Genomic DNA, 12,632 nt, shown 5'->3' with positions numbered 1-12,632 from the left:
TTGTGGCGGGGGGTTGTTGCCCGCAGTGGGCGCCCCGGCCAGACGGCCGCCCGGCTGGGTCGGACCGGCGCGCAGAGTGCCGTCCGCCAGGTGAAGATGAGGTCAAGAAGCAATCAAGAAAAAGTCGCAAATGCAAACCCGTGCACGCAGCTCCCCGCCCACGGCGGGGGCCGGATGACAGATATCCATCTGTTGCTATGGTCTATGGGGAAGCATCGGCCGCAGGACGCGGTCAGGGCTGGCGCACGGGAGATAACAGGATGAATCAGATGTTGAAGTCGCAACCGTACTGCAAGAACTGCCGCCTGGCCCCGCCTACGCTGGGCGACGATCAGCTCCAGGAGCTGGAGGCCATCATCAAGCCGGGCCACCTGCTGCACAAAGGCGACTATCTGTTCCGCCAGGGCGATGCCTTCCACAGCCTCTATCTGGTGCGCTCCGGTTCGCTGAAGACGGTGACCACCAACGAGCAGGGGTTGGAGAAAATCACCGGCTTCTATTACGCCACCGAGATTTTCGGCTTCTCCGGGATGGACGAAGGCAGCTATCCGGTGTCGGCGATCGCCCTGGAAAGCACACTGTGCAGTGAGATTCCCTTCGACCAGTTGGAGCAGCTGTCGAAGCAGATCCCGGGGTTGTCGCACCAGTTGCTGCTGATGCTGAGCCGCAAGATCCGCGAGGATCAGCAGATGAAGCTGCTGCTCTCGCGGCTGAACTCCGATTCGCGCATCGCCGCCTTCCTGCTCAACCTGTCCGCGCATTTCCGCGACCGTGGCTTCTCCGCGCTGCGCTTCCGCCTGAGCATGTCGCGCACGGAAATCGGCGACTACCTCGGCCTGGCGGTGGAAACCGTCTCGCGCAGCTTCACTCGCCTGCAGAAGCACGGTCTGATCAAGGTCAACGGACGCGAAACGGAGATTCTCGACTTCACCGAGCTGTGCGTTCTGGCCGGCGGGGAAGTCGAGCTTTAGTCGGGAAAGCGCTCGGCGTAGAGCGCCACCAGCCACTCGACGAAGACCTTCACCCGCGGCGACAGCTGCCGATGGTAGGGATAGAGCACCGACACCGGCAACGCCGGGCAAGGCCAGTCGCCCAGCACCTGGCGCAGCCGTCCATCGCGCAGGTAGTCCTCGACGTGATAACGCGGCACCTGGATCAACCCGCACCCCTGCAATGCACAGAGGCTGTAGTGCGCGGCGTCGCTGACGGTGATCCAGCCGGCCGCCGGGTATTCCCGGACCGTGCCGTCCACCTCGAGGGTAAAGGGGTAGCGGTTGTCGCTGCCGGTGGCGAAGAAGCCCACGGCCTGGTGCTTGAGCAATTCATCGGGGTGCCTCGGGCTGCCGGCTCGCTCCAGGTAGTCGGGGCTGGCGCAGATCACTTCCGGCAAGGCCGCCAGGCGCCTGGCCACCAGCGAGGAGTCACGCGGCTGGCCGGCGCGCACCACGCAGTCGATATCCTCGCCGAGCAGGTCCACCAGGCGGTCGCCGCTGCTGATGCGGAGGGCGATGCGTGGATAACGCCGGTGGAACTCGGCGATGCGCGGCAGTATCACCAGCGACGCATGACTGCCCTGCAGGTCGACCCGCAAGGTGCCGTGGGGGTCGGCGCTCGGCATGCTGAGGGCTCCCTCGGCCCCCTCCAGATCGGCGAGGATGCGCTGGCAGCGCTCATGGAAGGCCCGACCGTCGAGGGTCGGGCGCACCTGGCGAGTGGTGCGTTCGAGCAGGCGCGCGCCGAGGCGCTGTTCCAGCGCTTTGATCGCATGGGTGGCGGTGGCCCGCGGGATGCCCAGCTCGGCAGCAGCCTGACTGAAGCTGCCGCGTTCGACGATGCGGGTGAACAGGCGCAGGGTGTCCAAGCGATCCATGGCGAACTGTTGTCTCGGATTGAATTCTGCTGGCAATCCTTGCGCATTTATTCATCAGCATTCAACAACCAGAATGACCTTCACAGCCTTTCAGTGGAGTCATGCAGATGAACGAGTCGCGCAAAATCGCCCTGGTCACCGGTTCTTCCCGCGGCATCGGCCATGCCGTGGCCAAGCGCCTGGCCGCCGATGGTTTCGCCATTGCCGTGCACTACGCCGGTAGCCGTGACGATGCCGAGCAACTGGTTGCCGCGATACGCCTCGCTGGCGGCCAGGCGCACAGCTTTCAGGCCGATATCGCCGCCGCCGAGCAGGTACAGGGGCTGTTCGCCGCGGTGAGCGCCGCGTTCGGCCGTCTCGACGTGGTGGTGCATTGCGCCGGCGTGATGGATAACTTTCCGATCGCCAGCGAACACCTGGCGCGTTTCGACCGGCTGATCGCCACCAACCTGCGCGGCAGCTATCTGGTGATGGCCGAAGCCGCCCGCCTGCTGGGCGAAGGCGGACGGATCATCCTGTTTTCCACCAGCGTGATCGCCAAGTCCTTCCCCAACTACGGCGCCTACATCGCCGCCAAGGCCGGGGTCGAAGGCCTGGTGCCGGTGCTGGCCAACGAAGTGCGCGGACGAGGCATCACGGTCAACGCGGTGGCGCCGGGGCCGGTGGCCACCGAACTGTTCCTGCACGGCAAGACGCCCGAGCAGGTCGAGCAGATCGCCCGCATGGCGCCGCTGGAACGCCTGGGCACACCGGATGACATCGCCGGCGTGGTGGCATTCCTCGCCGGCCCGGATGGCGCCTGGGTCAATGCCCAGGTACTGCGCGCCAATGGCGGTTTCGCCTGAGCCGATGGGCACCGGCGCCGCCTGGACGAACGAACGCCCCGGTTCCTTGCGGAACCGGGGCGTCGAATAAAAGCCGCCCCGATGGACCAAAACGACGTCCGGGGGCGGACGCGAGGAGTGTTGCGGAGCGAAGCCATCAGGCGACGGGCTTCGACTCCAGGCATTCTGGGCCCGACAGGCGGGCCGTCCAGTCTTCCACCACGCCACTGGCCAGGCGTTGCGCGGCGGTCTTGCGCCAGCGCAGGGAGAGCGCGTCACAGGCCATCATCTGGCGCAGTCCGCAACGCTCCAGCGGCTCACCGAAGTACCAGCGCAACAGGCTGGCGACGGTCAACTGCGGGTAATGCCGCTGCACCAGTTCCAGGGGCGCATCGGGGCTCACCATGCCCGCGCGACGTACCCGATAGAACCAGCCGCAACGGCCTTGCCGCTGCAACTCAAGGGGCAGCTCCGGCAGATTCCAGCGCCGTCCCAGACGATAGCAGGGGGAACGCGGCTGGCTGATCTCGATCAGCGCATCACCCCAGCGGAACAGGTCACCGACACAGACATCCGCCTCGCTGACGCCGAAGGTCGACAGGTTTTCGCCGAACGCCGGTTGCTGCCAGCGCTGTCGCGGATACTGCTTGCGCCAATGCCGGTAGTGCTCGGCGGGATAGTGATGCAACGCGCGGTCGAGGCCACCGTGGTGGCGCAGGTCGGCGTGTTCGTCACCCGGCAGGCCTTCGCTGCCCAGCCAAGATTCGCGATGGCTTTCCAGCTTGTCGATAGCGCTGATCAGACCACCCCAGCACTCTTCGACTTTGCCTATGAAAACGCCCTGGATGACGATCGTTTCCACCTTTGTATACCCACCGGTGACAGCGGACAGGCGCTAGACTAGGGCTTCAACCGGATCCCGATCCATTTCGATTTTCCAGTTTCGTTGATAAGCATCACTTATGGATTTTCGCCAGCTCCGCTATTTCGTCGCGCTCTACGAGGAAGGCCATGTCGGGCGCGCCGCCGAACGCCTGGCGTTATCCCAGCCGGCGCTGTCCCAACAGATTCGCCAGCTCGAACGCAGCATCGACGTGGCGCTGTTCCAGCGCACCGGCAAGCGCCTGGTGCCGACGGTGGCGGCGCAGACCCTGTACAACCATGCCGTGCCGCTGCTCGACGGCCTCGAGCGGACCCACGAGGCGATGCGCGCATTTCGCGGCCATACCCCGCACAGCCTGTCGATCGGCGTGCTGCAGACGGTCAACGCCAATCTGGTGCCCTACCTGGTCGAACGCCTGAACACGGCACAGCCGCACCTGCGGGTGCGCCTCTACGAGTTGTCCGGGGTGGAGATCGAGCGGCGTCTGCTGGTTGGCCAGTTGGACATCGGCATCGGCTTCCTGCCGCCGCGCCAGCCGGCGTTGCACGGCGTCGAGCTGTACCCCGACGAGCTGCAACTGGTAATCCCCGCCGACCATCCGCTGCGCGAGTTCAAGAAGGTCTCCCTGGCCCAGGCGGCGGAATTGCCGATGCTGCTGCTCGGCGAAGAGTTCCGGGCGCGGCAGATCTGGCAGGAGCAGTTGGCCGCGATTGGCCGCCGTCCACGGGTACAAGCCGAGCTGAACCATATGACGGGCATTCTCGACAGCCTGCCGCACAGCCGCTTCGCTACCGTCCTGCCAGGACGGGCGCGTCAGTTGCACAGCAACCGCGAGCTGCTCTGGAAACCGCTCAGCGAGCCGCGTATCCCACTGAGCGTGGGCCTGGTCTACCGCGACGCACAGCGCCAGCACAGCAGTGTGGAACTGCTGCGCTCCTTGCTCGAAGGGGCGCTTTAGGGCAACTGGGGAAAAAACGCGGGCAAAGAAAAACCCCGCCTTGCGGGCGGGGTTTTGCAGACCGATATCCTGACGTCCGTGCTAGCCACCATCCGTGGTGGAATCCCTGAATTTCCGTGTTGTCGTTGGCGCTTCCTGCGCAATGTCCTGACTGGAAAGAAGGTTACCTCCCGAACCAAGCACTCGGTAGACGTGATTAACGCCACAGCGTGTAAGCCTAGGCTTACAAACTGCCGATCGGCTGGACGCCGGGAAACGAAAAAGCCCCGCACCTGCGGGGCTTTTCCTCGGGCTGACGCTTAGAACTGCGCGGCGTCGAGCAGGTACAGCGATTCGCTGCCGGCCTTGACCGACGCGCTCAGCGAGTGGATGCGCGGCAGCAGGCGGGCGAAGTAGAAGCGCGCGGTGCCCAGCTTGCTGGCGTAGAAGTCGTCCTGACCTTCCTTGCCCAGTGCGCTCCGTGCCATCAGCGCCCACATGTAGGCGTAGGCGGTGTAGCCGAAGACCTGCAGGTATTCGACCGAGGCGGCGCCGATTTCGTTGGGGTTGCCCTTGGCGCGATCGAGAACCCAGGCGGTCAGCTCGTCGAGGTTCTGCACCGCGGCGTTCAACGGCCCGGTGAACTCGGCCAGCTCGTTGCCAGCGGACGCGGTGAACGCACGGATCTCATTGGTGAAGTGCTTGGAGAACGCACCGCCGCTGCCCACCACCTTGCGGCCGACCAGGTCGAGCGCCTGGATGCCATTGGTGCCTTCGTAGATCTGGGTGATGCGGCAGTCGCGCACCAGTTGCTCCTGGCCCCATTCGCGGATGAAGCCGTGGCCACCGAAGATCTGCTGGCCGTGCACGGTGCTTTCCAGGCCCATGTCGGTGAGGAAGGCCTTGGCCACCGGGGTCAGCAGGGCGACCAGTTCTTCGGCGCGCTTGCGGGTGACAGCGTCCTCGCTGTACTTGGCGGTATCCAGCTGCATGGCAACGTAGCTGGAGAAGGCGCGACCGCCCTCGTTCAGCGCCTTCATGGTCAGCAGCATGCGGCGCACGTCCGGGTGCACGATGATCGGGTCGGCAGCCTTGTCCTGGGCCACCGGGCCGGTCGGTGCGCGGCTCTGGATGCGCTCGCGGGCGTATTCCACGGCGCTCTGGTAGGAGCGCTCGCCGGTGGCCAGGCCCTGGATGCCGACGCCCAGGCGCTCGTAGTTCATCATGGTGAACATGGCGGCCAGGCCCTTGTTCGGCGCATCGACGATCCAGCCGGTGGCACCGTCGAAGTTCATCACGCAGGTGGCCGAAGCCTTGATGCCCATCTTGTGTTCGATGGAGCCACAGGACACGGCATTGCGCGCACCCAGGGAGCCGTCGTCGTTGACCAGCACCTTGGGCACCAGGAACAGCGAGATGCCCTTGGAGCCGGCCGGTGCGTCCGGCAGCTTGGCCAGCACCAGGTGGATGATGTTCTCCGCCAAGTCGTGCTCGCCGCCGGTGATGAAGATCTTGGTGCCGCTGATCTTGAACGAGCCGTCCGCCTGGGGCTCGGCCTTGGTGCGGATCATGCCCAGGTCAGTGCCCGCGTGCGGCTCGGTCAGGCACATGGAGCCGCTCCACACGCCGGTGTACATGTTCGGTAGGTATTTCGCCTTGAGTTCTTCGCTGGCGTGGGCATTCAGCGACAGGCAGGCGCCGGCGGTGAGCATCGGATAGAGGCCGAAGGACAGGTTGGCCGAGTTGACCATTTCCTCGACCTGCGCCGAGATCACCTTGGGCATGCCCATGCCACCGAAGGCCGGATCGCCGCCGACCCCCACCCAGCCGCCTTCGGCATAGGTGCGGTAGGCCTCGGGGAAGCCGTCCGGGGTCTTCACGCCCTCGGCGCTCCAGGAGCAGCCTTCTTCATCGCCGCTGCGGTTCAGCGGAGCGATGACGCCCGCGGTGACCTTGCCGGCCTCTTCGAGAATCGCGTTGGCGGTCTCGACATCGACAGTCTCGGCCAGCGCTGGCAGCTCAGCCCAGAGCTTGGCGACCTCGAAGACTTCGTGGAGGACGAATTGCATGTCACGCAGGGGTGCTTTGTAGTCAGCCATGGGAGAAATCCTCGAGCGAAACAACGGCTGAACAAGCAGCCAGCAGTATTCAGAATAGGATGTACGAAGAGGTACGGGCGGAGTTTACTCCAGCAACATTTCAGAGCCGTAGCGTCATGATTTGGACTGGATTTTATATTTTGGTCACGAAATAACAAGAGCCCGACGACAGCGCTGGCGGAAACAGACGCGGCGACAGAGCCCAAATCCGCACAACGAATCGGCCGGGCGACATGCCCAGCCGATTACGCTTGCCGCCAGGGGGGAGCGCCCGATCAGAGCGCGAACTGCTCGGCCGAGAGGCGCATCAGGCTGTCCGCACCCGCCTCTATCGCGGCTACATGCGCCGCGGCTCGCGGCAACAGACGGCTGAAGTAGAAGTCGGCGGTGACCAGCTTGGTCTCGTAGAAGGCCGCTTCGCCGCTGTTCTGCGCCAGCTTGTCCTGGGCCACCAGCGCCATGCGCAGCCAGAAGTAGGCCAGGGTCACGTAACCGGAGAACATCAGGTAGTCCACCGCCGCCGCACCGACCTCCTCGGGGTTCTTCATCGCGGCCATGCCAACTTTCTGCGTCAGCTCGCCCCATTGCTTGTTCAGCGCCGCCAACTGGGCGACCTTGCCCTTGAGTTGCGGATGCTCGGCCTGCGCCTGGCACAACTGATGGATCAGTTTGGTGAAGCCCATCAGCAGCTTGCCCTGGCTGCCGAGCACTTTGCGTCCGAGCAGATCGAGCGCCTGGATACCGTTGGTGCCTTCGTAGATCGGCGCAATGCGGCAGTCGCGGACGAGCTGCTCCATGCCCCACTCGCGGATGAAGCCGTGGCCGCCATAGATCTGCATGCCGAGGTTGGTCACCTCCAGCCCGGTCTCGGTCATGAAGGCCTTGCAGATGGGCGTGAGGAAAGCCAGCAGGTTGGCCGCCTGCTCGCGCTCCTCGGCAGCCTCGGCCAGGTCTTCGATGTCGAGCAGTTGCGCGGTGAAGTAGGCCAGCGCACGGTTGCCCTCGTTGAAGGCACGCATGGTCAGCAGCATGCGCCGTACGTCCGGGTGGACGATGATCGGGTCGGCCGGTTTGTCCGGTGCCTTGGGCCCGGTCAGCGCGCGCATCTGCAGGCGATCCTGGGCATAGCGGACGGCGCCCTGGTAGCTGGTCTCGCCGAGGCACAGGCCCTGCATGCCGGTGCCCAGGCGCGCGTGGTTCATCATGGTGAACATGCAGGCCAGGCCCTTGTTGGCCTCGCCGATCAGGTAGCCGGTGGCGCCATCGAAGTTCATCACGCAGGTGGCCGAGGCCTTGATGCCCATCTTGTGCTCGATGGAGCCGCAGGCCACGGCGTTGCGCGCGCCGGCCTCGCCGTGGGCGTCGAGGAGGAACTTGGGCACGATGAACAGCGAAATCCCCTTGGTGCCGGCCGGGGCGTCCGGCAGCTTGGCGAGCACCAGGTGGATGATGTTCTCGCTCATGTCGTGCTCACCGGCGGAAATGAAGATCTTCGTGCCGCTGATCGCGTAGCTGCCGTCGGCATTGGGTTGCGCGCGGGTCTTGATGATTCCCAGGTCGGTGCCGCAGTGCGGCTCGGTCAGGCACATGGTGCCGGTCCAGGTACCGGCGGTCATGCGCGGCAGGTAGGCCTGCTTCTGCTCGGCGCTGCCGTGAGCGTGGATCGCTGACATGGCGCCACGGGTCAGGCCGGGGTACATGCCCCAGGAGCAGTTGCTGGCACCGATCATTTCGCTGACCAGCAGGCCGAGCGAGTGCGGCAGGCCCTGGCCACCGTATGCCGGATCGCTGGATACGCCGTTCCAGCCCCCTTCGACGTACTGCGCGTAGGCTTCCTTGAAGCCCTTCGGCGTGGTCACCACGCCATTGTCGAAGTGGCAGCCTTCTTCGTCGCCGGAACGGTTCAGCGGCGCCAATACCTGCTCGCAGAACTTGGCGCCTTCCTCAAGGATGGCGCTGACCATGTCCGGGCTGGCGTCGGTCGCCCCCAGGGCCTGGTAGCGGCCGCTGAAATCGAAGACTTCGTCGATCAGGAAGCGCATGTCGCGCAGGGGAGCCTTGTATTCGGGCATCGCGATTCTCCGTTCGGTTCGGCGCCGTCACGGCGCGTGTCAAACCTCGAACCTACTGTGCGCCGGAAAGCCTCGGCAATCACCGTGCATGCGCTGAATGCGCAGCCATAACCGCAGCTCCCGTCAGGCCGTACGCACCGCCCCGCGCCGCGCCTGCCCATGCACCGCGACGCGGTTGCGGCCGCCGCTCTTGGCCGAGTACAGCGCCTGGTCCGCGGCCTTGATCACCTCTTCCGGGTGGCGCTGGACGGCATCGCGCTCGGCCACGCCGATGCTGACGGTCACGCTGATGCTCTGCCTGGCCGAGGCGCCACGCTGCTCACGCCCCTTGCGATCGTCCTTGGGCCGCTTGCCGCGATCACGCAGCTGCATGGCGTAACCCTCGATCACCTCGCGCACCGCCTCCAGGTGCGGCAGACAGTCTTCCAGCGGCTTGCCGGCGAAGACCAGGGTGAACTCCTCGCCGCCATAGCGATAGGCCTTGCCGCCTCCGCCGGTACGCTTGAGGTGGCTGGCGACCATGCGCAGCACCTGGTCGCCGACGTCATGGCCATGGGTGTCGTTGCACTTCTTGAAGTGGTCGACATCGACCATCGCCAGCACGTACTGCTGGCCCAGGCGCTGACAGCGCTCATTGAGCGCGCGGCGGCCGGGCAGCCCGGTGAGTTCGTCGCGGAAGGCCATCTGGTAGGCCTCGTGGGCCACCGCGGCGGCCAGGTTGAGCATCACCAGGCTGCTCATCACATGCAGCGCGTAAGGCAGGATGAACACCTTGGGCAGCATCCACAGCAGGCCGAACAGCCCGATCAGTTGCGCGGCGTGCAATGGCCGCGGCTGGCGCAGGTAGGTGCTCAGCAGCAGGCCGAAGGCAATCAGGAAGCCCAGGTAAGGCAGTTGCGCCAGCACCATCCAGCGAGCGCTCAGCGCCGGCCAGTAGGTCTCGCTGACCAGCCCCAGCAAGCCCTGCGGAAAGCTGCGCGCCAGCCCGGTCGCCACCGCCGCCACGGCGACCAGCACGGCGCCGCGGGCGAACAGGTCCTGCAACAGGTGCGTGCGCTCCTCCCAGATCCCGTACAGCCCATAGAGCAACGGCAGAAGCAGACAGATGAGGTGGAACACCAAGGGTGCATCGGCGCGCGGCGCCTGGTGGGCGCGGTAGTAGCCGACCTGGGTATCGAGGAGGAAATAGCCGATGTAGACCACCGCCAGCATGAACAGCTGACGCTGGCGCCCGTAGATCAGGCAGAGCGCGCCACCGAGCAACAGCAGCAGGGTCGGCAGCACATTGAACAGGGACACGAAGAACTCGCTCATCGCCATCAGCGAGCCGGCGCCAAGCCCTGCCGGCAACAGCAGCAGGGGCGCGATGAAATGGCTGGGGCGGTAGTGGGCGATGGGACGCACTTAAGGTTCCGGGGTAGTTTCCAGCGCCGTGGGTAGCGCGGAAATAAATGGCCTAATGATGGCAGCTTCTGCCGCTTGGCGCCTGTCTGGACGCACAAAAAAAGCCCGCCATAGGGCGGGCTTTTTCACTGCGTCAGGGACCGGAGAGCGGCCCGAGCCATCAGTAACCGAGGGCGAAGTCTTCCTCGGCCATGTCCATCAGGTTGCTCGCGCCGGACAGCATGGCGCCGACATGGGCACGGGTACGCGGCAGGATGCGCTGGAAGTAGAAACGCGCGGTCTGCAGCTTGGCCTTGTAGAAGGCTTCTTCGCTGGTGCCGGCGGCCAGTTTCTCGGCGGCCAGGCGCGCCATGTCGGCCCAGAAGTAGGCCAGGCAGGCGTAGCCGGAGTACATCAGGTAGTCCACCGATGCGGCGCCGACTTCTTCGCGGTCCTTCATGGCGGCCATACCGACCTTCATGGTCAGCTCGCCCCATTCCTTGTTCAGTTGCGCCAGCGGAGCGACGAACTCTTTGACCGCGTCGTTGGCTTCGTTGGCCTGGCAGAACTTGTGCACGATCTTGGTGAAGCCCTTGAGCGCTTCGCCCTGGGTCATCAGTACCTTGCGGCCCAGCAGGTCGAGTGCCTGAACGCCGGTGGTGCCTTCGTACAGCATGGAGATACGGCTGTCGCGGACGTTCTGCTCCATACCGTGCTCGGCGATGAAGCCGTGGCCACCGTAGATCTGCACGCCGTGGTTGGCGGCTTCGAAGCCGACTTCGGTCATGAAGGCCTTGGCGATCGGCGTGAGGAAGGCCAGCATCGCGTCAGCGGCTTTCTTCTGCTCTTCGTCCTGGCTGCGCTGCACGATATCGACCTGCTTGGCAGCGAAGTACAGCATGGCGCGGTTGCCTTCGGCGAAGGCCTTGGCGGTCAGCAGCATACGGCGCACGTCCGGGTGCACGATGATCGGATCGGCGGCCTTTTCCGGGGCTTTCGGGCCGGTCAGCGAACGCATCTGCAGACGCTCGCGAGCGTAGGCGATGCCACCTTGGAAACCGATCTCGGCGTGGGCCAGGCCTTGCAGCGCGGTACCCAGGCGAGCGGTGTTCATGAAGGTGAACATGCAGTTCAGGCCCTTGTTCGGCGGGCCGATCAGGAAGCCGGTAGCGGCGTCGAAGTTCATCACGCAGGTGGCGTTACCGTGGATGCCCATCTTGTGCTCGATGGAGCCACAGGACACGGCGTTGCGCTCGCCTACGCCGCCTTCGGCGTTGGGCAGGAACTTCGGCACGATGAACAGCGAAATGCCCTTGGTGCCCTGCGGAGCGTCGGGCAGGCGGGCCAGCACGATGTGCACGATGTTGTCGGCCATGTCGTGCTCACCGGCGGAGATGAAGATCTTGGTGCCGGTGACTTTGTAGGTGCCGTCGGCCTGCGGCTCGGCCTTGGTGCGCAGCATGCCCAGGTCGGTGCCGCAATGCGGCTCGGTCAGGCACATGGTGCCGGTCCATTCGCCGGACACCAGCTTGGTCAGGTAGGTGTGCTGCTGCTCCGGGGTGCCGTGGGCATGCAGGGTGTTCATGGCGCCATGGGACAGGCCCGGGTACATGCCCCAGGACCAGTTGGCCTGGCCGATCATCTCGCTGATGGCCATGCCGAGGGATTCCGGCAGGCCCTGGCCGCCGTGCTCGACATCGTGGGCCAGGCTCGGCCAGCCGCCTTCGACGAATTGCTGGTAGGCCTCTTTGAAGCCGGTCGGGGTCTTCACACCCTCGGGGCTCCAGGTGCAGCCTTCCTGGTCGCCGACGCGGTTCAGCGGAGCGATCACCTGTTCGCAGAACTTGGCACCCTCTTCGAGGATGGCATTGACCATGTCCGGGGTGGCGTCCTGGGCGCCAGGCAGGCTCTGGTAGTGCGCTTCGTAGCCCAGCAGCTCGTCGCGAACGAAACGGATATCACGCAAGGGGGCCTTGTAATCAGGCATAGCGGTAAACCTCTACGAAGGGTTCTGGTTAATGGGCGACCGATAGGTGCGGTCGCAGTGCGGGAGCGTTCCCGGCCGCCCAGTCGCTGCGCAGGCGCAGCACGACTCTCAAACAGGCGTTTGAAACATACGTTTACGTCATACCCTTGTCAAGCGCGCAAACCGACTGCCCGGTCACGCTTCCGGCGCCGCGCTAGAGCGCTGAAATTGCGGGGGCTACAGGCATTAAGTAAAGCGCAGGAGCGCACCGCCGACGCGTCATGGGGACGGTCGGCGGCTAGAAATTTATGACAGGAAATTCTGAGAGCTTCGGCGCCTTCAGACGCTGATGTCGATCAGCGTCCCGAGGGTTTCGTCGGCGACTTGCAGGGTGCGGCTGGAGGCCAGGGCAGCGTACTTGCCTTGTTGCAGATCGACCAGGGGCTTGGCCAGGTCTTCGCCATTGGTGGCGGCGGGCTGTCCGGCGATCTTCTCGGCGGCACGCTCGACCTGCTGCTGGCCGCTGCGCACGCCCTGCAGGCCGGCGGAGAATGCGTTGGCGGAAATTTGCATCGACGAACTCCAGGGAGGAACTACC

The 12,632-nt window shown here is 65.0% G+C and carries 10 protein-coding genes; 3 read left to right on the top strand and 7 right to left on the bottom strand.

The features are described 5' to 3' along the window. The first annotated feature begins 269 nt into the window (after positions 1-269). Positions 270-971 (top strand): helix-turn-helix domain-containing protein, encoded by a 702-nt coding sequence (locus BLQ74_RS17980; protein WP_090264669.1) that lies wholly within the window; start codon positions 270-272, stop codon positions 969-971. Here the strand turns inward: BLQ74_RS17980 and BLQ74_RS17975 are convergent. Beyond that, positions 968-1,870 carry a LysR family transcriptional regulator gene (locus tag BLQ74_RS17975; protein ID WP_090264667.1) on the bottom strand — a complete coding sequence of 301 codons (903 nt, stop codon included), beginning with the start codon at positions 1,868-1,870 and terminating at the stop codon, positions 968-970. The genes BLQ74_RS17980 and BLQ74_RS17975 overlap by 4 nt on opposite strands. Before the next feature lie 107 nt (positions 1,871-1,977). Here BLQ74_RS17975 and BLQ74_RS17970 point away from each other — a divergent pair, with 107 nt between their 5' ends. After that, a complete protein-coding gene (locus BLQ74_RS17970; protein ID WP_090264665.1) occupies positions 1,978-2,715 on the top strand; it encodes an SDR family oxidoreductase in 738 nt (245 codons plus the stop codon). A 136-nt stretch (positions 2,716-2,851) separates the two neighbouring features. Here BLQ74_RS17970 and BLQ74_RS17965 read toward each other — a convergent pair whose 3' ends face one another. Continuing rightward, positions 2,852-3,556 carry an MOSC domain-containing protein gene (locus BLQ74_RS17965; protein WP_090264662.1) on the bottom strand — a complete coding sequence of 235 codons (705 nt, stop codon included), beginning with the start codon at positions 3,554-3,556 and terminating at the stop codon, positions 2,852-2,854. Between the two features lie 100 nt (positions 3,557-3,656). Here BLQ74_RS17965 and BLQ74_RS17960 point away from each other — a divergent pair, with 100 nt between their 5' ends. Further along, a complete protein-coding gene (locus BLQ74_RS17960; protein ID WP_090264660.1) occupies positions 3,657-4,535 on the top strand; it encodes a LysR family transcriptional regulator in 879 nt (292 codons plus the stop codon). A gap of 299 nt (positions 4,536-4,834) precedes the next feature. On the opposite strand, the gene BLQ74_RS17955 is transcribed toward BLQ74_RS17960, so the two are convergent. The 5 genes from BLQ74_RS17955 to BLQ74_RS17935 all read right to left on the bottom strand — a co-directional run bounded on the left by BLQ74_RS17955 (position 4,835) and on the right by BLQ74_RS17935 (position 12,607). Next, complete coding sequence (locus tag BLQ74_RS17955) at positions 4,835-6,613, bottom strand: acyl-CoA dehydrogenase C-terminal domain-containing protein (RefSeq protein WP_090264658.1); 1,779 nt, start codon at positions 6,611-6,613, stop codon at positions 4,835-4,837. A 275-nt stretch (positions 6,614-6,888) separates the two neighbouring features. Further along, positions 6,889-8,685 (bottom strand): acyl-CoA dehydrogenase C-terminal domain-containing protein, encoded by a 1,797-nt coding sequence (locus tag BLQ74_RS17950; RefSeq protein ID WP_090264656.1) that lies wholly within the window; start codon positions 8,683-8,685, stop codon positions 6,889-6,891. Positions 8,686-8,808: 123 nt separating this feature from the next. Then, entirely contained in the window at positions 8,809-10,089 is a 1,281-nt protein-coding gene (locus BLQ74_RS17945; RefSeq protein WP_090264654.1) for a GGDEF domain-containing protein, read from the bottom strand. A gap of 160 nt (positions 10,090-10,249) precedes the next feature. Further along, positions 10,250-12,055, bottom strand: a complete 1,806-nt coding sequence (locus BLQ74_RS17940) for a phenylacyl-CoA dehydrogenase (protein ID WP_090264652.1) — start codon at positions 12,053-12,055, stop codon at positions 10,250-10,252. A 318-nt stretch (positions 12,056-12,373) separates the two neighbouring features. Beyond that, positions 12,374-12,607 carry a hypothetical protein gene (locus BLQ74_RS17935; RefSeq protein WP_090264650.1) on the bottom strand — a complete coding sequence of 78 codons (234 nt, stop codon included), beginning with the start codon at positions 12,605-12,607 and terminating at the stop codon, positions 12,374-12,376. Between the last annotated feature and the right edge of the window lie 25 nt (positions 12,608-12,632).

The sequence above is a fragment of the Pseudomonas panipatensis genome, assembly GCF_900099785.1.
Taxonomy (GTDB): domain Bacteria; phylum Pseudomonadota; class Gammaproteobacteria; order Pseudomonadales; family Pseudomonadaceae; genus Pseudomonas; species Pseudomonas panipatensis.
The sequence above is the reverse complement of the archived record's forward strand: the minus strand, read 5'-3'. Positions and strand labels throughout refer to the sequence as shown.

What these genes read in the sequence shown, in the direction of transcription:
- BLQ74_RS17955 (WP_090264658.1), bottom strand. Translation starts at nt 6,613, where the DNA reads ATGGCTGACTACAAAGCACCCCTGCGTGACATGCAATTCGTCCTCCAC.
- BLQ74_RS17935 (WP_090264650.1), bottom strand. Translation starts at nt 12,607, where the DNA reads ATGCAAATTTCCGCCAACGCATTCTCCGCCGGCCTGCAGGGCGTGCGC.
- BLQ74_RS17980 (WP_090264669.1), top strand. Translation starts at nt 270, where the DNA reads ATGTTGAAGTCGCAACCGTACTGCAAGAACTGCCGCCTGGCCCCGCCT.
- BLQ74_RS17975 (WP_090264667.1), bottom strand. Translation starts at nt 1,870, where the DNA reads ATGGATCGCTTGGACACCCTGCGCCTGTTCACCCGCATCGTCGAACGC.
- BLQ74_RS17940 (WP_090264652.1), bottom strand. Translation starts at nt 12,055, where the DNA reads ATGCCTGATTACAAGGCCCCCTTGCGTGATATCCGTTTCGTTCGCGAC.
- BLQ74_RS17970 (WP_090264665.1), top strand. Translation starts at nt 1,978, where the DNA reads ATGAACGAGTCGCGCAAAATCGCCCTGGTCACCGGTTCTTCCCGCGGC.
- BLQ74_RS17950 (WP_090264656.1), bottom strand. Translation starts at nt 8,685, where the DNA reads ATGCCCGAATACAAGGCTCCCCTGCGCGACATGCGCTTCCTGATCGAC.
- BLQ74_RS17960 (WP_090264660.1), top strand. Translation starts at nt 3,657, where the DNA reads ATGGATTTTCGCCAGCTCCGCTATTTCGTCGCGCTCTACGAGGAAGGC.